The organism is Streptomyces sp. CLV115, from assembly GCF_038448545.1.
Taxonomy (GTDB): domain Bacteria; phylum Actinomycetota; class Actinomycetes; order Streptomycetales; family Streptomycetaceae; genus Streptomyces; species Streptomyces sanglieri.
The window spans coordinates 1-17,671 of sequence record NZ_JBCEWQ010000094.1; the positions used below are offsets into that span (position 1 = coordinate 1).

General features: G+C 71.8%; 16 protein-coding genes. 7 read left to right on the forward strand and 9 right to left on the reverse strand.

The annotated features are described in order from the left end of the window. Positions 1-386: 386 nt before the first annotated feature. Positions 387-1,589, forward strand: a complete 1,203-nt coding sequence (locus AADR41_RS27315) for an amino acid deaminase/aldolase (RefSeq protein ID WP_342284059.1) — start codon at positions 387-389, stop codon at positions 1,587-1,589. Between the two features lie 15 nt (positions 1,590-1,604). Here the strand turns inward: AADR41_RS27315 and AADR41_RS27320 are convergent, their stop codons facing one another. Beyond that, positions 1,605-2,615: a DUF2510 domain-containing protein gene (locus AADR41_RS27320; protein ID WP_342284060.1), complete on the reverse strand. Its 1,011-nt coding sequence runs from the start codon at positions 2,613-2,615 to the stop codon at positions 1,605-1,607. A gap of 234 nt (positions 2,616-2,849) precedes the next feature. Between AADR41_RS27320 and AADR41_RS27325 the strand changes: the two genes are divergently transcribed. Continuing rightward, a complete protein-coding gene (locus AADR41_RS27325; protein WP_342284083.1) occupies positions 2,850-3,545 on the forward strand; it encodes a FadR/GntR family transcriptional regulator in 696 nt (231 codons plus the stop codon). A gap of 409 nt (positions 3,546-3,954) precedes the next feature. On the opposite strand, the gene AADR41_RS27330 is transcribed toward AADR41_RS27325, so the two are convergent. Then, the gene (locus AADR41_RS27330; RefSeq protein WP_342284061.1) at positions 3,955-4,878 is read right to left on the reverse strand and encodes a LysR family transcriptional regulator; all 924 of its coding nucleotides are present in this window, start codon (positions 4,876-4,878) and stop codon (positions 3,955-3,957) included. A 70-nt stretch (positions 4,879-4,948) separates the two neighbouring features. Here AADR41_RS27330 and AADR41_RS27335 point away from each other — a divergent pair, with 70 nt between their 5' ends. After that, the gene (locus tag AADR41_RS27335) at positions 4,949-6,127 is read left to right on the forward strand and encodes a TDT family transporter (protein ID WP_342284062.1); all 1,179 of its coding nucleotides are present in this window, start codon (positions 4,949-4,951) and stop codon (positions 6,125-6,127) included. On the opposite strand, the gene AADR41_RS27340 is transcribed toward AADR41_RS27335, so the two are convergent. From AADR41_RS27340 to AADR41_RS27355, 4 genes are all read right to left on the reverse strand, one after another. After that, the gene (locus tag AADR41_RS27340; RefSeq protein WP_342284063.1) at positions 6,066-6,773 is read right to left on the reverse strand and encodes a helical backbone metal receptor; all 708 of its coding nucleotides are present in this window, start codon (positions 6,771-6,773) and stop codon (positions 6,066-6,068) included. The genes AADR41_RS27335 and AADR41_RS27340 overlap by 62 nt on opposite strands. Before the next feature lie 12 nt (positions 6,774-6,785). Continuing rightward, positions 6,786-7,331 carry a helix-turn-helix domain-containing protein gene (locus tag AADR41_RS27345; RefSeq protein ID WP_342284064.1) on the reverse strand — a complete coding sequence of 182 codons (546 nt, stop codon included), beginning with the start codon at positions 7,329-7,331 and terminating at the stop codon, positions 6,786-6,788. A 160-nt stretch (positions 7,332-7,491) separates the two neighbouring features. Beyond that, positions 7,492-10,128: an ABC transporter permease/substrate binding protein gene (locus AADR41_RS27350; protein WP_342284065.1), complete on the reverse strand. Its 2,637-nt coding sequence runs from the start codon at positions 10,126-10,128 to the stop codon at positions 7,492-7,494. Further along, positions 10,121-11,194 carry a quaternary amine ABC transporter ATP-binding protein gene (locus AADR41_RS27355; RefSeq protein WP_342284066.1) on the reverse strand — a complete coding sequence of 358 codons (1,074 nt, stop codon included), beginning with the start codon at positions 11,192-11,194 and terminating at the stop codon, positions 10,121-10,123. Before AADR41_RS27355 ends, AADR41_RS27350 begins: the two co-directional genes overlap by 8 nt. 349 nt (positions 11,195-11,543) lie before the next feature. Between AADR41_RS27355 and AADR41_RS27360 the strand changes: the two genes are divergently transcribed. Next, positions 11,544-12,452, forward strand: coding sequence for a 5'-3' exonuclease (locus AADR41_RS27360; protein ID WP_342284084.1), 909 nt, complete (start codon positions 11,544-11,546; stop codon positions 12,450-12,452). A gap of 46 nt (positions 12,453-12,498) precedes the next feature. Next, positions 12,499-13,341 (forward strand): siderophore-interacting protein, encoded by an 843-nt coding sequence (locus tag AADR41_RS27365; protein WP_342284067.1) that lies wholly within the window; start codon positions 12,499-12,501, stop codon positions 13,339-13,341. A 108-nt stretch (positions 13,342-13,449) separates the two neighbouring features. On the opposite strand, the gene AADR41_RS27370 is transcribed toward AADR41_RS27365, so the two are convergent. Then, entirely contained in the window at positions 13,450-14,232 is a 783-nt protein-coding gene (locus AADR41_RS27370) for a MerR family transcriptional regulator (protein ID WP_342284068.1), read from the reverse strand. 104 nt (positions 14,233-14,336) lie between these two features. Between AADR41_RS27370 and AADR41_RS27375 the strand changes: the two genes are divergently transcribed. Beyond that, positions 14,337-15,317: a hypothetical protein gene (locus AADR41_RS27375; RefSeq protein ID WP_342284069.1), complete on the forward strand. Its 981-nt coding sequence runs from the start codon at positions 14,337-14,339 to the stop codon at positions 15,315-15,317. Beyond that, positions 15,314-15,781 carry an ABA4-like family protein gene (locus AADR41_RS27380; protein WP_342284070.1) on the forward strand — a complete coding sequence of 156 codons (468 nt, stop codon included), beginning with the start codon at positions 15,314-15,316 and terminating at the stop codon, positions 15,779-15,781. Before AADR41_RS27375 ends, AADR41_RS27380 begins: the two co-directional genes overlap by 4 nt. A 9-nt stretch (positions 15,782-15,790) precedes the next feature. On the opposite strand, the gene AADR41_RS27385 is transcribed toward AADR41_RS27380, so the two are convergent. Next, positions 15,791-16,570, reverse strand: a complete 780-nt coding sequence (locus AADR41_RS27385) for an ABC transporter permease (protein ID WP_342284071.1) — start codon at positions 16,568-16,570, stop codon at positions 15,791-15,793. Continuing rightward, positions 16,567-17,640, reverse strand: coding sequence for an ATP-binding cassette domain-containing protein (locus AADR41_RS27390; RefSeq protein WP_342284072.1), 1,074 nt, complete (start codon positions 17,638-17,640; stop codon positions 16,567-16,569). Before AADR41_RS27390 ends, AADR41_RS27385 begins: the two co-directional genes overlap by 4 nt. Positions 17,641-17,671 lie beyond the last annotated feature (31 nt).

A 17,671-nucleotide genomic window follows, 5' to 3' on the forward strand; every position in this document is an offset into this window, starting at 1 on the left:
GGGGCACCGGGCGCAGTCGGGCCGTGGTCTCCACCGGCGGGACGGCCGTCGTGGACGGTGGTGTGCTGCGGCTCGTGGGATCGGGTGCGCCCGCCGGAGTCGTGGGAGCCGGCACGGGGCCCTGCGCCGGAGCTGCCGGGGGCGTAGACGGCGGGGTCGTGGGGCGGGGCGGGACATGAGCGCGCTGCGCCTCGGTACTCATCCGCCCCCCTGGTCCCGTTCCGTACCGTGCGCGGATCGACGTAACAGGCAGGCCCGTTGGTTGCCGCGTGCCGTCACTCTACGGGGTGGAAAGGCCCCGGCGGGAGCGGGCGGCCTCCCGTCCCGGACGATCTGCGCAGATCGTCCCCCTACCCAGCGGTACGGACGTCTGGCAAGCTGCGGCCATGACTGCCCGTGCCACTGACCGAACCCGATACGACCGGGCCACCGCCCATCTGGACGCCCCGATCGCCGTCGTCGATCTCGACGCGTTCGACACCAATGCCGACGACCTCGTCCGCCGGGCGGCCGGGAAGCCGATCCGGGTGGCGAGCAAGTCGGTGCGCTGCCGCGCGCTGCTGGAACGGGTGCTCGCCCGGCCCGGGTTCGCCGGGATCATGTCGTTCACGCTGGCGGAGTCGCTGTGGCTGGCGCGGGCCGGGTTCGAGGACGTGCTGCTCGCCTATCCGACGGCCGACCGGGCCGCCCTCGCCGAGCTGGCCGCCGATCCGAAGCTGGCCGCCGCGGTGACGGTGATGGTCGACGACCACGCGCAGCTGGAGCTGATCGACGCGGCGCGGGCGGGTGGCGGCGAGGAGATCCGGGTCTGCCTGGAGCTGGACACCTCGCTGCGGCTGCTCGGCGGCCGGGTCAGGGTCGGCGCCCTGCGTTCCCCGCTCCGCTCCCCCGCCCAACTGGCGGAGCTGGCACGCTCGGTGGCTCGGCGGCCGGGGTTCCGGCTGGTGGGTCTGATGGCCTACGAGGGTCATATCGCCGGGGTCGGGGATTCCGTCGCGGGCAGGCCGCTGCGCTCCCGGGCGGTCCGGCTGATGCAGGCCGCGGGCCGCAGGGAGCTGGCCGTCCGGCGGGCCGAAGTCGTGCGTGCGGTAAGGGCGGTGGCGCCGGACCTGGAGTTCGTCAACGGCGGCGGCACGGGCAGTGTGCAGCACACGGCGGCCGAGCGCGCGGTGACCGAGATCGCGGCCGGGTCGGGGCTCTACGTACCGAGGCTGTTCGACAACTACACGTCGTTCACGGCCCGTCCGGCGGCGCTGTTCGCCCATCCCGTGGTGCGTCGGCCCGGTGTGGGCGTGGTGACGGTTCTCGGTGGCGGCTATCCGGCGTCCGGTCCGGCGGGCCCGGACCGGCTGCCCGTCCCGTATCTGCCGGAGGGGCTGCGCTACGACCCGCAGGAGGGGCCCGGCGAGGTGCAGACCCCGCTGCTCGGCGCCCCGGCCGACGATCTGCTGATCGGCGACAAGGTGTGGTTCCGGCACGCGAAGGCCGGTGAACTGTGTGAGCGCTTCGACGAGTTGCAGCTGATCGAGGGCGACCGGATCACCGCGACGGTGCCGACGTACCGGGGCGAGGGCCGTACGTTCCTCTGAGCCGGGCGGCCCGTGTCAGGGGGCGATCGAGCTGCCCGCGCCGCCGCTCGTGGCGCTGTCGCCGATCGGCCGGATCGCCTTGGTGATGGTGTCCATGAGCGAGAGCGGCGGTCCGTCGGGGCCCGCGTCGAAGGCGTAGCGCACGATGATCAGCGACTCGGTGCCGATCGTGGACGGGAAGACGAGCGACTGCACGTAACCGCCGGGCCCCTTGCCCGTTTCGACCCGCCAGCGCACCTGGTAGCCGGCCCTTCCGGCGACGCTCACGGACGCGGAGTCGAGCACCTTGTGGGACATGATGCCGCCGTGGATCCGGCTGCCGACGATGTTCTTCTCGTAGGCGCCGTCGGCGGCGGTGGCGATGTCGTGCTTGGCGAGTTCCTCGGCCGAGGTGATGTCGGTGGCGTTCGCGATGCGGCTGGTCACGGTGCCGTGGTAGCAGAAGTCGGAGGAACTGCCGGGGCATTCGTAGGAGTTGACGGTGCGCATGGTGAGCACCGATTCGACCGTGTGGTCGGGCTTCTCCCAGCCGTCGGGGATCGGCAGGGTGATGCCGTTGAGCTGGTCGATGAGGACCTTCGGGTCGTCCTCGGCCGGTGAGCCGGTGGGCGACGGGGTGTCCGTCACGATGACGGCGGGCGTCCCGGAGCCGCCCGGTCCGGCCTCGGGCCGCTTGCCGTCGTCGTCCCTGCCGAGCAGGACGGCTCCGGTGACGGCGGCGCCGACGACGATCAGCCCGGCCACGGCGAGCGCGACGATCCGGGTGGCGCCGCGGCCGGCAGGGGTGGCGCCGCGGCCGGCCGCGGCGGTGGCCGGCCCGGGGAGGCGGAAGTCCTGGGGCGCGGCGGTGGCCGGCCCGGGGAGGCGGAGGTCCTGGGGCGCGGTGGCGACCGGTTCCGGCGGGCCGAACGCCCGGGGCGCGGCGGCCGGACGGGTGTGCGCGGTCCACGCGGTGCCGTCCCACCAGCGGTCGGTGCCCGGTGCCGTGGCGTCCGGATACCAGCCGGGTGGTGTCGCGTTGCTCATCCCCACACTCTAGGGTTCGGCCACCGGCACCGGCCGTCGATTGTCCGACTGTCCGATTCGTCCTCGGGCGGTGACCGGTACGTCCGGGGACGCCCCGCACCGGGCCGGACGGAAGACTTAGGGTGAGCTCAAGGTGTGATGCTCAACCATTGATGGCGCGGCCGTGGGCGGTCGGCCGTCAGCCTGGAAGGGGAACGGGGCGTGGCCGGGGAAAGCGAGTTCATCGACCGCCTGATGCCCGTACTGCGGCCCGTCCGGGCGGGGAACGGCTTCGAGGAGGCGCTGGAGCAGATACTCCAGGTGATCCGGCTCGGGCTGGTGCCGGGCGGCGGGCGGCTGCCGGCCGAGCGTGATCTCGCCGAGCTGCTGGGGATCAGCCGGGTCACCCTGCGCGAGGTGCTGAAGGTCCTCCAGGACCAGGGCCTGGTGGAGAGCAGGCGCGGCCGGTACGGCGGCACGTTCGTGCTGCGGCGCACCGGAAACCCCGGCGAGGACGAGCTGCGCCGCAGGATCGCCTCCGTCGACATCGAGGACGTGCTGCGCTTCCGCGAGGTGCTGGAGGCCGGGGCGGCCGAGCTGTGCGCGGCGCGGGGGCTGGACGACGAGCGCGCGGGCCGGCTGCGTACCGCCCTGGCGGCGACGCACGACGCACCGCTGACGGACTACCGCAGGCGCGACACCCTGTTCCATCTGACCCTGGCCGAGCTCTCCGGGTCCGCGTCGCTGACCACGCAGTACGCGGCCGTGCGGGCCACTCTGAACGATCTGCTGGACTGCATACCGCTGCTGGTGCGGAACCTTGAGCATTCGCAGCACCAGCACACCAGCCTCGTCGAGGCGGTGCTCGACGGGGACGGGGAGGCCGCGCGCGCGGTCATGCGCGAGCACTGCGCGGGTACGGCCGCGCTGTTGCGCGGTTTCCTGACCTGATTCGCGACCGGTACGACCCGGCGCCCGGGAAGGGCCCAAAGGTCTTGCCCGTCACCATTGCCCCGGCTGTTCCGGGAACCGGCCACGGGTGCCGTCCCGTCGTGCGGCGGGGCTGCCCGGGTTCGCCTCGGCGCTCACCGCCTTCCGGGTCCGCCCCGGCGCTCACCGCCCTGCCGAACGCGCGCCGTCCGTCCGTGAGCCGGACCCGGGCGCCGACACCCGGCGAGAATCCGCCGCTCCGGCCGCGCGCCTCGACGACCCGGGCGCCGAGGATGTCCTCGACCGCGACGCGGCCGGTCGCGGGCGGGCCGGCCCGGCGGTGCCGGACGTCGGCGCTGGTGGAGCGATCACGTCCGTCCGCGCGTTCCTCACCACGGACCCGGGCGCCCTCCGGCGCGTTCGCAGCCGGTCAGCCGTCCCGTGCGGTCAGTGACAGCAGGTCGCGGGCCGGTCCCGTCGGGCGGTGGCCCGAGGGCCAGACCGCGCGCAGCTGGCGCCGCAGGCGCACTTGGGCGACCGGGACCTTGACCAGCCGCCGCGAGGACAGCTCCTCGCCGAGCGCCAGTTCGCTCAGCACGCACGGCCCGGCGCCGCTCTCCGCCGCCCCCTTCACCGCGGTCGTGGAGGAGAGTTCGAGCAGCGGCTGGGCGAGCCCGCCGTACACGGCGAGGGCCGCGTCCAGGACCTGGCGGGTGCCGGAGCCGTGTTCGCGCAGGATCAACGGGGTCGCGGCCAGTTCCTGCGGGGTGAGAGGGGTCATCCGGCGGGCCCAGGCGTGGGACGGGGCGACCACGACGACGAGGCGGTCGTGGGCGATGACCGTGCCGTCGAGCCCTTCCGGTACGGACAGGCCCTCCACGAATCCGAGGTCGGCCTCGCCGACCAGCAGCCGGCCGGCCACCGCCGCCGAGTTCCCGGCCAGCAGCGAGACCGCCGTGTCCGGCCGTTCGGCGCGCAGCGCTATCAGCCAGCCGGGCAGCAGGTATTCGGCGATGGTCATGGAGGCGGCGACCCGCAGCCTGGAGTCCCGCCGGTCGCGCAGCGCCTGCGCGCCGGCGTCGAAGGCCTCGGCCGCCTCGATGATCCTGCGCGCCCAGTCGGTGACGAGCGCGCCCGCGTCGGTGAGCCGGGAGCCGCGCGGTGACCGGTCCAGCAGGGCCACGCCGAGCTGCCGCTCCATGGAGCGGATCCGGCTGCTGGCGGCGGGCTGGGTGACGCCGACGTCACGGGCGGCGCGCCCCAGGCTGCCGTGCCGGGCGACGGCGAGCAGGAGTTCCAGCGCTCCGAGGTCGGGGATCCGGTGCGAGAGGGGGACATGTGCTTCGCCGGCCATAAAGCCACCTTATGACCTCATAGACATGGACTCCCTGGTGGGGCCCGGCCGCCGCCGGAAGAATCGTGGCATGGCCATCTTTCCGCAGACGCAGCAGACACCGCAGGCGAATCAGCCGCGACAGCCCTCGCCCCCGGTTCCGGCCGCCGAGCGGCTGCCTGCCCTGCGGTACCTCGGCCCCAACTGGTACGCGGCCGTGATGGGCACCTCGATCGTCGCGAGCGCGGGAGTCGCGCTGCCCGTGCACGTGCCGGGGCTGCGGGCCGCCTGCACGGTGGTGTGGGTGCTGGCGGTGGTGGCGCTGGCCGTGGTGCTGGTGGCCCGGACCGGGCACTGGATGGCCCACCGCGACCAGGCCCGCAGCCACCTGCTCGACCCCGCGGTCGCCCCGTTCTACGGCTGTCTGTCGATGGCGCTGCTGGCGGTCGGCGGTGCGTCGCTGGTGGTCGGCCAGGACGTGATCGGGCATCGGCCGGCGCTCGTCCTGGACGTGGTGCTGTACACGGCGGGCACGCTGATCGGGCTGGCCGCCGCGGTCGCGATCCCGTATCTGATGGTCGTACGCCACCGGATCGAGCCCGGCACCGCTTCACCGGTGTGGCTGCTGCCGGTGGTGGCGCCGATGGTCTCCGCGGCTCTGGGCCCGCTGCTGGTGCCGGAGCTGCCGGCCGGGCAGTGGCGGGAGGCGATGCTGCTGGCCTGCTACGCGATGTTCGGTCTGAGCCTGCTCGCCACGCTGGTGATGCTGCCGCTGATCTTCGCCCGGCTCGTCCACCAGGGGCCGCTGCCGCTCGCGCTGACGCCCACGCTGTTCCTGGTCCTCGGCCCGCTCGGTCAGTCGACGACCGCGGTCAACCAGCTCGCCGATGTGGCGCAGGGTGCGATCGGGGCGCCGTACGCCTCGGGGCTCAAGGTGTTCGCCGTGCTGTACGGGGTACCGGTGATGGGGTTCGCGCTGCTGTGGCTGGCGCTGGCCGTCGCGCTGGTGGTGCGGGCCGCACGCAATGGCATGACCTTCGGCATGACGTGGTGGGGCTTCACCTTCCCCGTCGGTACGTGTGTCACGGGCGCCGCCGGTCTGGCCCGGCACACCGGCCTCACCGCGTACACCTGGCTGGCCGTCGCGCTGTACGTGCTGCTGGTGGCGGCCTGGGCGGTGGCCGGGGTGCGGACGCTGCGCGGGCTGTTCAGCGGAGTGCTGCTCGCAGCACCGCAGGCGCCCGCACCAGCGACGGCCCGTACCACGTGAGGTACCGCCCGTCGACGAGTGCGGCGGGCAGGGCGGGGAAGGCCTCCGGCCCGTCGTCGGAGGTGAAGCGGTACGGCTCGTCGGGCAGGACGACCAGATCGGCGCCGGCCGTGCGCAGTACGTCGAGCGGGATCCGGGGATAGCGCTCGGGGTGGTCCGCGTACACGTTCTCGACGCCGAGCCGGGCCAGCAGGTCCCCGGCGAAGGTGTCGCGGCCCAGCACCATCCAGGGCCTGCGCCAGACGGGCACGATCGCGCGGCGCGGTGCGCGGGGCGGCGGCAGCGCGGCCCAGGCCGCCTCGGCCTCGTCCAGCCAGCGCGGCCGGGCCGGCCCGCAGACGGTGCCCAGGACCCGGTCCAGTTCCTCGAAGGCCTGGTCGAGGGTGCGGATCTCCGTGACGAGCACCTCGGTCCCGGCGGCCCGGAGCGCCGCAAGGTCGGGCTCGCGGTTCTCCTCCTCGTTGGCGACGACCAGATCGGGCCGGAGCGCGAGGATGGCCGGAACGTCGGGATTCTTGGTACCGCCGATCCGGGCCGCGGCCAGTCCGGCCGGGTGGGTGCACCAGTCGGTGACGCCGACCAGCAGGCCGGGCGCGGTGACGGCGACGGCCTCGGTGAGCGAGGGGACCAGGGAGACGACGCGCACGGCGGTCCCCTCTCAGCGGCGCGGGTCGTTGGTGGCGTCGATGTGCTCGGCGACCGCGACGACCAGCAGCCGCGTACCGGGCACGGTGGCCCGCCAGCGGTGCCGCACCCCGCCGGACAGGAAGAGGGTGTCGCCCTGCTCCAGCCGGTACGCCTGCCCCTCGGCCTCCACCTCGGCGGCGCCCTGTGCCACGTACATCACCTCGTCGTTGCGGTGCTGGAACTCGCGCCCGAGGTCCAGCTCCCCGGTGAACTCCAGGGCGCTGAGCTGGTGACGGCCGCGCACCACCCGGCGTACGCCGTCGCCCTCGCCGGCCCGCACGACATCGACGGCGCGCGCCGAGTCCGCGGCGGCGCGCAGCCGTGCCGTGGTGGTCTCCAGGGCTTCCGCGACCCGGTCCAGCGACCGGGCGCTGGGCCGGGCCCGCTCGTTCTCGATCTGGCTGAGGAACGGCACGGACAGACCACTGCGGCCGGCGACCGCGGCCAGCGTGAGCCCCAGGGTTCTGCGCCTTCGGCGGACCGCGGCGCCCACGCGGAGTGCTTCCTTCTCGTCCATGTCCGGCTCCCTCCCGACTCGTCATCCTTCCGGCTGCCAGCACATTACGCACACGGTTGCGCAAGGTCGGCCGGATGACGATCGTCCGAAAACCCCGAAAGGGCGGGCCCGCCGTCGGCGGTGCCCACCCTCTCCGGTGGTTCGGGACCTGCGGGAGGCCCTACTGCGGAGCCATCTTGTCCGCGATGCCCGGGTTCTTCCCCATCCAGGCCTTCACGGCCTCTTCCTCGTGCCCCGCGCCGTGCTTCTGGATCTGGTTCTCCAGGCCGGCGAGCTGGTCCTCGCTCAGCTTGAAGTCCTTGAACCACTTCGTCAGCTGCGGGTAGTGCTTCGGGAAGTCCTTGGACGCGATGGTGTGCAGCCGGTCACCGTTGCCGAAGGCCTTCTCGGGGTCCGTCAGCTTGGTCATGCCGTACTCGCTGTACGCCCAGTGCGGGGTCCAGAGCAGTACCGCGATGGGCTCCTTCTTGACGTACGCGCGCTTCAGCTCGGCGAGCATGCCGGGCGTCGAGGAGTCGACGACCTTGTACTCCTTGTCCAGGCCGTACGCCGGCAGCACGTTCTTCTTGAGGTTCTCCATCGTGGCGGTGCCGGGCTCGATGCCGACGATCCGGCCCTTGAACTGCGAGGCCTTGCCCTTGAGGTCGGCGAGGGACTTGACGTCCTTCACATAGGAGGGGACCGCGACCTCGATGGACGTCGGGCCGTACCAGGAGCCGAGGTCGCTCAGCCGGGAGCCGTACTTCTCCCAGTAGTGCTTCTGGGTGTACGGCAGCCAGCCGTCGAACTGCACGTCGATCTGGCCGCGCGACATCGCGGCGTACATCGGACCGACCTCGAACTGCTTGAGGTTGATCTTGTAGCCGCGCTCCTCCAGGACCGCCTTCCACAGGTACGTGGCGGCGATGTCCTCCTCCCAGGGGAACCAGGCCATCTCGACGGCGCGGTCGCGCTCGTCCTTGCCGCTCGCGCCCTTGGAGGCGGCAGCCCCGGTGACCGGGGTCCACTTGTCGGCGACGTCCGGGTTGGCCTTCAGCCAGGTGCGGACCGCCTCCTGCTCCTTGCCGGAGCCGGACTTCTGGATCTGCGCCTCAAGACTGGTGAGCTGGTCCTCGGTCATCTTGAAGTTCTTGAGCCAGCTGCCGACCTCGGGGTTGTCGGCGGAGAAGCCCTTGCGGGCCAGGGTGTGGATGCCGTCGCCCTTGCCCCAGAGGTTCTTGGGGTCCTTGAGCTTGGTGAGCTCGAACTGGTTGTACGCCCAGTGCGGCGACCAGAGCGGAACGACGATCGGTTCCTTCTTGGCGTACGCGCGCTTCAGCTCGGCCAGCATCGAGGGCGTGGAGCCGTCGACGACCTTGTACTCCTTGTCCAGGCCGTAGCCCGGCAGGATCTTGTCCTTGAGCAGGCCCGTCTCACCGGCGCTCGGCTCGATGCCGACGATCCGGCCCTTGAACTGCGAGCCCTTGCCCTTGAGGTCGTCCAGGGACTGGACGTCCTTCAGGTACGACGGGACGGCCAGCTCCAGCGAGGTGGGGCCGTACCAGGAGCCCATGTCCTCAAGGTTGTCCTTGTACTTCTTCCAGTAGCTGGCGTGGGTGACCGGAAGCCAGGAGTCGGTCTCGAAGTCGATCTGGCCGTTGGCCATGCCGGTGTAGAGCGCGCCGGCCTCGTACTGCTTGACGTCGACCTCGAAGCCGCGCCGTTCCAGCATCTCCTTCCAGAGGAAGGTGGAGGCGATGCCCTCGTCCCACGGGATGTAACCCATGCTGATCTTCTTGCCCGCGCCGATGGCCGAACCGTCGGCGGTGTTCTTCTTCTCGTCCGAGCCAGAGGAGCCGAAGATGCCCAGGGCGCCCGCGACGAGCGCGAGGACGACCACACCGGAGATGGCGACGACGGGCTGCGGACGGTGGTTCCAGATCTTCAGGCCGCCGGCCATCGACTGCGCCCTGGCGAGCGCGCGGCGGGCGAGCGGGGAGACCTCGCGGCCGAGGGCGCTGGTCATCCGGTCCAGGTACATCGCCACGATGACGATGGAGATGCCCGCCTCGAAGCCGAGGCCGACGTCCACGTTGCCGATGGCGCGGTAGACGGCGCCGCCGAGACCGCCGCCGCCGACCATGCCGGCGATGACCACCATGGACAGGCCCAGCATGATGACCTGGTTGATGCCCGCCATGATGGTGGGCAGCGCGAGCGGCAGCTGGACCCGCAGCAGGGTGTTGCGCTTGGTGGTGCCGAAGGCCTCGGCCGCCTCGACGAGCTCGCTGTCGACCTGGCGGATGCCGAGTTCGGTCATCCGGACGCCCGGGGGCAGCGAGAAGATGATGGTGGCGATGATGCCGGGCACCACGCCGACGCCGAAGAAGATGACGCCGGGGATCAGGTAGACCATGGCGGGCATGGTCTGCATGAAGTCCAGGACCGGCCGGGTCACCGCGCTGACGGTCTTGGAGCGGGACGCCCAGATGCCCAGCGGTACGGCCAGCACCAGCGCGATGATGGTGGCGACGAGCACCAGGGTGAGGGTGTCCATCGCCTCGTCCCACAGCTCGACGGAGTCGATGACGGCGAAGCCCACGAAGGCGAGCACACCGGCGAGCAGACCGCGCAGCCACCAGGCGACGACCGCGACGATGCCCGCGAAGAGCAGCGGGGCGGGGGCGGAGAGAACGGCGGCTATGCCGTCGAACATGTTGCTGACTATGGAGCTGATCGCGTCGAACAGCCAGGCGAGATGGGTCTGGAGCCAGTCGACGGCGGAGTCGACCCAGTCACCGAGAGGGAGCCTAAACACCGGCCACCTTCTTCGCGACGGTCGTGCCGGTCCGGACGTCCTTCGGGGCCTCGGCGGGGGTCATCGGCTCGCCGAGGACGGCGAGCAGCCGGGCACGCGGGACGACGCCGACGAGCTTGCCCTCGGCGTCGGTCACGGCGACCGCGACCCCGCTCTGCGAGCAGGGCGTGAACAGCTCGATGATCGGCGTGGACTCGGTGACGGTGGCCGGGGCGGCCGCGAGCACGTCGGCGGCGGTGCGCAGCTCCTTGCCGTCGTCCGTGCCGGTGCCCATGACGGTGTGCGGCTCCGCCATGATGGCGCCGGCGGTCAGCACCCGGGTCCGGTCGACGTCCTGGGTGAAGGAGGCGACGTAGTCGTTGGCCGGGGTGACGAGGATGTCCTCGGCGGTGCCGAGCTGGACGATCTTCCCGTCGCGCATCACGGCGATGCGGTCGCCGAGGCGCATGGCCTCGTTGAGGTCGTGGGTGATGAAGACGATGGTCTTCTTCAGCCGCTTCTGCAGTTCGAGCAGCTGGTCCTGCATGTCGCGGCGGATCAGCGGGTCGAGTGCGCTGAAGGACTCGTCCATCAGCAGCAGGTCGGCGTCGGTGGCCAGGGCGCGGGCCAGGCCGACACGCTGCTGCATGCCGCCGGAGAGCTCGTCGGGCCAGGACTTCTCCCAGCCGGCCAGGCCGGTCAGCTCCAGCGCCTCGGCGGCGCGCTTCTCGCGCTCGGCGCGCGGTACGCCCTGCACCTCCAGGCCGTACGCGGCGTTCTCCAGCACACTGCGGTGGGGGAAGAGCGCGAAGTGCTGGAACACCATGCTGATCTTGGTGGACCGGACGTGCCGCAGCTCGGCGGGGCTCAGGGCGGTCAGGTCCTGGCCGTCGAAGAGCACGCGTCCGGCGGTGGGCTCCAGAAGTCCGTTGAGCATGCGCAGCAACGTGGACTTTCCGGACCCGGACAGACCCATCACGACGAAGATCTGTCCCGGTTCGACGGTGAACGAGGCGTCGATCACCGCTGCGGTCGTTCCGTCGGCGCGCAGCTCGTCGCGGTCGGCGCCGCCTTCGAGCTTCTGCACGGCTTGATCGGGTCGTCTGCCGAACACTTTGTACAAGCGTTCAGCTTGCAGCCTTGACACATACACCTCGCGGGTTGAACCGAAAAACGGTCTGCCACCCCCTCCGGCAGACCGTGGAGCGGCGCGGATTCTTCCCGCATGGCACGTGCACTGGTTGAAACCGGTACGTGATCCGCTCCGGCTGCGCGCCTGCCCCCGCTTACACAAAGCAAACACAAGAGTGATCCAGGTCACATTTCAACGATGGCCGCCGTTGCCCGCCCGTCCACCCCGAGGTCATGTGCGTACCGCGTCCGTGGCGGCCGGTGTCAGTGGGGTGCGGCATCATCGGGGTGTGACGCGACGCCTGATGCTCCTCGACACCGCCTCCCTCTACTACCGCGCCTACTTCGGGGTCCCCGATTCGGTGCGCGCCCCGGACGGGACACCGGTCAACGCCGTGCGCGGGCTGCTCGACTTCATCGGGCGCCTGGTGCAGGACCACCGTCCGGACGACCTGGTCGCCTGCATGGACGCGGACTGGCGGCCGCACTGGCGGGTCGAGCTGATCCCCTCGTACAAGGCGCACCGGGTCGCGGTGGAGACCTCCGAGGGGCTGCCCGACGAGGAGGAGACTCCCGACACCCTGGCCCCGCAGGTGCCGGTCATCGAGGAGGTGCTCGACGCGCTCGGGATCGCCCGGGTCGGCGTCGCGGGCTACGAGGCGGACGATGTGATCGGCACGCTCGCCGGCCTGGCCACCGGCCCCGTGGACATCGTCACCGGCGACCGCGACCTCTACCAGCTGGTCGACGACGCACGCGGGGTGCGGGTGCTCTACCCGCTCAAGGGCGTCGGCTCGCTCCAGCTGACGGACGAGGCGTGGCTGCGGGAGAAGTACGGGGTCGACGGCTCCGGCTACGTCGACCTGGCCCTGCTGCGCGGCGATCCGAGCGACGGGCTGCCGGGCGTCCCCGGCATCGGCGAGAAGACCGCGGCGAAGCTGCTGGACGCCTTCGGCGATCTGGCCGGGATCATGGCCGCCGTCGACGACCCGACGTCCCGGCTGACGCCCTCGCAGCGCAAGCGGCTCGACGAGGCCCGGGGCTACGTGGCCGTCGCACCGAAGGTGGTCCGGGTCGCCGGTGACGTACCGCTGCCGGAGTTCGACCCCGCGCTGCCCGCCGGTCCGCGTGATCCCGCCGCCCTCGAAGCCCTCGCCAAGCGGTGGGGACTGGGCGGAGCGGTGCAGCGCCTGCTCTCCACTCTGCACGGCTGAGGTGTTAGCTTAGGTAAGCCTAAGCAATCAAAGCAGGGAGAACCTCGTGGCAGAACGACCGGCGCGGCAGGCACCCCAGGCACAGGGGGCCCAGGTGCTGCGCACCGAGCGGATCACCCCGCACATGGTGCGCGTGGTGCTCGGCGGTGAGGGCCTTGCCGGCTTCGAGCTCGCCGGTTTCACCGACCATTACGTCAAGCTCTGCTTCGCCCCCGAGGGCGCCGGCTACGCGCACCCCTTCGACATGGCCCGCATCCGCGAGGAGCAGCCGCGCGAGCTGTGGCCCACGACCCGTACGTACACGGTGCGTTCCTGGGATCCGGCCACCCGTGAGCTGGCGATCGACTTCGTGGTCCACGGCGACGAGGGCCTCGCCGGGCCCTGGGCGCTGCGGGCGGCCCCGGGTGACCGGGTGACCTTCCTGGGACCGGGCGGCGGCTACGGCCCGGACGCCTCGGCGGACTGGCATCTGCTGGTGGGCGACGAGAGCGCGCTGCCGGCCATCGCGGCGGCCCTGGAGCAGATGCCGGCGGGCGCGGTGGTGCACGCGTTCGTCGAGGTGGCGGACGCAACCGAGGAGCAGAAGCTCGTGACGCCGGACGGCGTCGGGGTGACCTGGCTGCACCGCGGCCGGCGCCCGGTGGGCGAGGCGCTGACCAACGCCGTGAAGGAGCTGGAGTTCCCCGCGGGCGAGGTCCAGGCGTTCGTCCACGGCGAGGCGGGCTTCGTCAAGGAGATCCGCCGCCATCTGCGCCTGGACCGCGGCATCCCGCTCCCCCAGCTGTCGATCTCGGGCTACTGGCGGCTCGGCCAGAACGACGACGCCTGGCGCTCGGTCAAGCGCGAGTGGAACGCACAGGTGGAACGCGAGCAGGAGAGCGCCGCGTAACACCGGATCACGCGGGTACGCCCCGGCCGCCGGCCGGGGCGTACCCGCGTCCGGACCGCACCCGCTTCCGGGGCGCACTCGGACCGCACTCACGTCCGGGCCGCCGCCTCACCCACCGCCGCCCGGCACCTGAGCACTCCGGCCGCTTCCGACGCCCGCGCCGCCCTTGCCGCTCACGTCGCCCTTTCCACTCGCGCCACCCTTGTCACTCCCGCCTCCCTTGTCGCTCCCGTCGCCCCGGCCGGTCGCCCCGCCCCTGCCGCCGTCGCCGTCGTACGCGCGCGCCGACGCGTCCGCCTGCGCGAGCCGTCGCAGCGCGCCGAACATCGCCTCCCCCAGCACCGTGCCCACGACCACGCTCTCCACCAGGTCCTCGCGCGCGACCCGGCGCCCCACGTAGTCGAGGTCGACCTGAGCGACCGCCTCGGCGGCGGCCGCGTAGTCGTCGAGCAGCTCGACGAAACCGCCGTGCCCGGCCCGCCGCAGCGCCACGACCACCTCGGCCAGCGACTCGCCGGCCGGCCCGTCCGCCCCGGCCCGCCAGCCGCGCCGCTCCAGCAGCTCCGCCACCTCGTCCCGGGCATCCTCCAACTCGGGCCCCGATTCGCCCCCTCGCAGCGGGGTGAGGCGTTTCGCCGCGATGCCCAGCACCTTGTGCACCGGCTGCTCCGGGTCCTCGACCACCCGCAGCACATCACCGATGGCGGCCAGTGAGAGCCCGCCGACATCCAGCAGCGCGCGGATCAGCCGCAGCCTGCGCTCGTGACCGGAGTCGTAACTCGCCTGGTTCGGACTGGTCAACTTCCCTGCCGGCAGCAGCCCTTCACGTACATAGAACTTGATCGTCGGTACCGGGACCCCGGACCTGCTGCTCAACTCACCGATGCGCACCGAGTGTTCTTCCTTCCGCGCTTGCCAATCCCCCGACCCATCATAGATAGTTCCACTATCGGATAGCGGGAAGCGCCACTATCCATAATCTCTGAGGGGTCCTCATGTCTTCCTGGCGTTCCTGGCATCGCCCGTTAGTCCTCTTCGCCGGGGCGATGGCCGTGATGACGGTCGTCTCGGCCGTGGGCCTGATATTCGACGACCGGGTCCTCGCGGGCGCGGCGATATGGTTCAAACCGTTCAAGTTCGCGGTCTCGTTCGTGGTGTACGCGCTCGCCCTGGCCTGGATGCTGACGCTGGTCACCCGGGGCCGACGGCTCGCCCGGTGGGCCGGGACACTGGTCGCGCTGTCCAGCCTCACCGAAATGGCGATCATCACCGGCCAGGTGATCCGCGGCAGGCGGAGCCACTTCAACCACGCCACCCCGTTCGACGAGACGCTGTTCAACGCGATGGCCGTCACCGTCGTCGTCCTGTGGACCAGCACGCTGGTCATCGCGATCCTGCTGATGCGCGCCCGGATCGCCGACCGCGCCTCCGCCTGGGCAATCCGCTCGGGCGTGCTGCTCGCCCTGGTCGGCGCCGGATTCGGCTTCCTGATGACCCGGCCCACCCCCGAGCAGCGGGCGGCCGGGAACCTGGACACCGCCGATGTGATCGGCGCGCACTCCGTCGGCGTGCCGGACGGCGGCCCGTCGATGCCGCTCACCGGCTGGTCCACGACCGGCGGCGATCTGCGCATACCGCACTTCATCGGGATGCACGCGCTCCAGCTGCTGCCGCTCTTCCTGCTCGCGCTGGTCTCCCTGGCCCCCCGCTTCCCCCGGCTGCGCGACGCACGGATCCGGCTGCGGCTGGTGCTGGTGGCCTCGGGGGCGTACGCGGCGGTCGTCGCACTGGTCACCTGGCAGGCGCTGCGCGGCCAGCCGCTGATCCACCCGGACGGTGCGACGCTGGGTGCCGCCGCGCTGATCGTCGTCGCGAGCGCCGTCGGCACGCTGGGAGCACTGAGACCGGCTCCCGCAGGGCAGCGAACAGGCACGAGCCCCGAATCCGCTTCCGCCCAGAAGGAGTCCGTGTCGTGACCGGTGCCCTCTTCCAGCTCTCGTTCTACCTTGCGGCCCCGTTCTGGCTGCTCATGATCCTGGCGCCGAACTGGCGCCCCACGGCACGCGTCGCGGCCTCGCCGCTCACCGTTCTGCCGGTGCTGGTGGTCTATCTGATGATGGCCGTGCCCGTCTTTCCCGAGCTGTGGGACGCGGTGCGCAGCCCGGACATCGACACCTTCCGCGAGCTGATGGCGCTGGCGAACGGGGCCGGGGCGATCTGGGCGCAGGTGATCGCCTGGGATCTGCTGCTGGGCCAGTGGATGTACCTGGAGGGGCGGAGGCTGGGAATCTCTCCGCTGGTGATGGGGCCGTTGCTGGTGCTGACGATCCTGCTGTCGCCGTTCGGGCTGCTGATCTTCCTCGCGCTGCGGGCGGCCCGGAAGCCGGGGGCCCGGCCAGGGAACTCGGTCCCGGACCGGGTCGGCCGCACGACGCCGTAGCGCCGTGCGTCAGACGGACTTCTGGTACGAGCGGAACGTACGGGTCGACAGCCCGACCGCGATCACCGCGAGAACCAGAAGGGCTCCTCCCCGGCTGAGCACCAGCCACCGGTCCGGGTCCGCGGACAGTGCCGAACGGCCCGCCACCATCGCCCAGTTGACGGGGTTGAAGTCGGCGACGTGCCGCATCCAGGACGGCATCTGGCCCGGTGCCATGAAGGAGGAGGAGAGGAAGGTCAGCGGCAGCAGCAGGAAGGTGTTGATGCCGATGATCGACTCGCGCCGGCGGACCAGCATGCCCAGGGCGTTGGAGAGCGCGCCGAAGACCGCACCGAGCAGCACCGAGGCGAGGACCAGGATCAGCAGTCCGCCCGCACCGCCCGGGTAGGAGGCCCCGGCGGCCCGGCCGAGCAGCAGGATGACGACGGACTGCACGGCGGTGCCGATGCCGTTCTCCACGACGTTGGCGTTCATCAGCGCGTTGCGGCTGACCGGCGTCGTCAGGAAACGGTTGAGCGTGCCCCGCTCGATCTCCTCCAGGGTGCCCATCCCGGCCCACATGCTCGACCCGAGCGCGCTCATCACCACGATGCCCGGGATCAGGTAGTCCAGATAGGACGTGGTGCCGAAGCCGCCCAGTTCGACGACCTTCTTGAAGAGATTGCCGAACAGGAACAGCCAGATCACCGGCTGGATCAGCGAGATGACCAGGAAGACCGGCTGCCGGACGACCGCCATGAGCCGACGCTGCGTCATGTACCAGGTCTGGGCGAGTGCTTGAGTGCTCATCGGGTGCCTCCGGCGGGGGTGGGGGCATCGGCGGGTCGCGCGTCCGCGGCTTCGGCCTCGGAGAATCGGCGTCCGGCGTAGCGCAGATAGACGTCGTCGAGGGAGGGGCGGGCCACGGTGGCGGCGGCGACCGCCGCACCGGCCCGCTCCAGGGCGGCGAGCAGTACGGGGACGGCCGCGGCGCCGTCCTCGGCGCGCACGCTCACCCGGCGGCCGTCGACCAGCACCTCGTGCACCCCGGGCAGCCCGGTGAGCGCGGTGGTGACGGCCCCGGTGTCGCCCCCGGCGCGCAGCTCCATGTGGACGGCGTCGCCGCGGAGTTCGCCCTTGAGTTCGTCGGGGGTGCCCTCGACGACGATCCGGCCCCGGTCGACGATCGCGATGCGTTCGGCGAGCCGGTCGGCCTCCTCCAGGTAGTGCGTGGTGAGGACGATGGTCAGCCCTTCGTCGCCGGCCAGCCGGGCGATCTCCTCCCACATCGCCGTACGCGCCTCGGGGTCGAGTCCGGTGGTGGGTTCGTCGAGGAAGAGCACCTCGGGACGGTGGACCAGGCCGAGCGCCACGTCGAGGCGACGCTGCATCCCTCCGGAATACCCCTTGACCTGGCGGTCGCCCGCGTCGGCGAGGTCGAAGCGGTCCAGCAGTTCGCCGGCGCGGCGCTTCACGGCCGCGCCCCGCATCCCGTACAGCCTGCCCTGGAGCAGGAGGTTCTCCCGGCCGGTGGCGACCGGGTCGGCGCCGGACTTCTGGGCGACCACGCCGATGGCCCGGCGGACCCGGTCGGGGTGGCGCAGTACGTCGTGTCCGGCGACGGTCGCGGTGCCGGAGTCGGGGCGGGCCAGGGTGGTGAGGATCTTGACGGTGGTGGACTTTCCGGCGCCGTTGGGGCCGAGCAGTCCGAAGACCGTACCGGCCTCGATGCCGAGGTCCATGCCGCGCAGGGCGGTGACGTCGCCGGGATAGGTCTTGATCAGGTTTCGCGCCGCTACGGCGGGCGCACGGGTGCTGTTCCGCGCCACAGCGGGCGCACGGGTGCTGTTCCGCGCCACAGCGGGCGCACGGGTGCTCATGACAGAGCTCTCCTGTGGGTCGGCGTGGTGC

Bases quoted from the DNA above. Each gene is read 5' to 3' on its own strand.
- AADR41_RS27390 (WP_342284072.1), bottom strand. From the start codon at position 17,640: ATGAGCACCCGTGCGCCCGCTGTGGCGCGGAACAGCACCCGTGCGCCC.
- AADR41_RS27335 (WP_342284062.1), top strand. From the start codon at position 4,949: ATGGCCATCTTTCCGCAGACGCAGCAGACACCGCAGGCGAATCAGCCG.
- AADR41_RS27360 (WP_342284084.1), top strand. From the start codon at position 11,544: ATGCTCCTCGACACCGCCTCCCTCTACTACCGCGCCTACTTCGGGGTC.
- AADR41_RS27325 (WP_342284083.1), top strand. From the start codon at position 2,850: ATGCCCGTACTGCGGCCCGTCCGGGCGGGGAACGGCTTCGAGGAGGCG.
- AADR41_RS27330 (WP_342284061.1), bottom strand. From the start codon at position 4,878: ATGGCCGGCGAAGCACATGTCCCCCTCTCGCACCGGATCCCCGACCTC.
- AADR41_RS27320 (WP_342284060.1), bottom strand. From the start codon at position 2,615: ATGAGCAACGCGACACCACCCGGCTGGTATCCGGACGCCACGGCACCG.
- AADR41_RS27315 (WP_342284059.1), top strand. From the start codon at position 387: ATGACTGCCCGTGCCACTGACCGAACCCGATACGACCGGGCCACCGCC.
- AADR41_RS27385 (WP_342284071.1), bottom strand. From the start codon at position 16,570: ATGAGCACTCAAGCACTCGCCCAGACCTGGTACATGACGCAGCGTCGG.
- AADR41_RS27345 (WP_342284064.1), bottom strand. From the start codon at position 7,331: ATGGACGAGAAGGAAGCACTCCGCGTGGGCGCCGCGGTCCGCCGAAGG.
- AADR41_RS27375 (WP_342284069.1), top strand. From the start codon at position 14,337: ATGTCTTCCTGGCGTTCCTGGCATCGCCCGTTAGTCCTCTTCGCCGGG.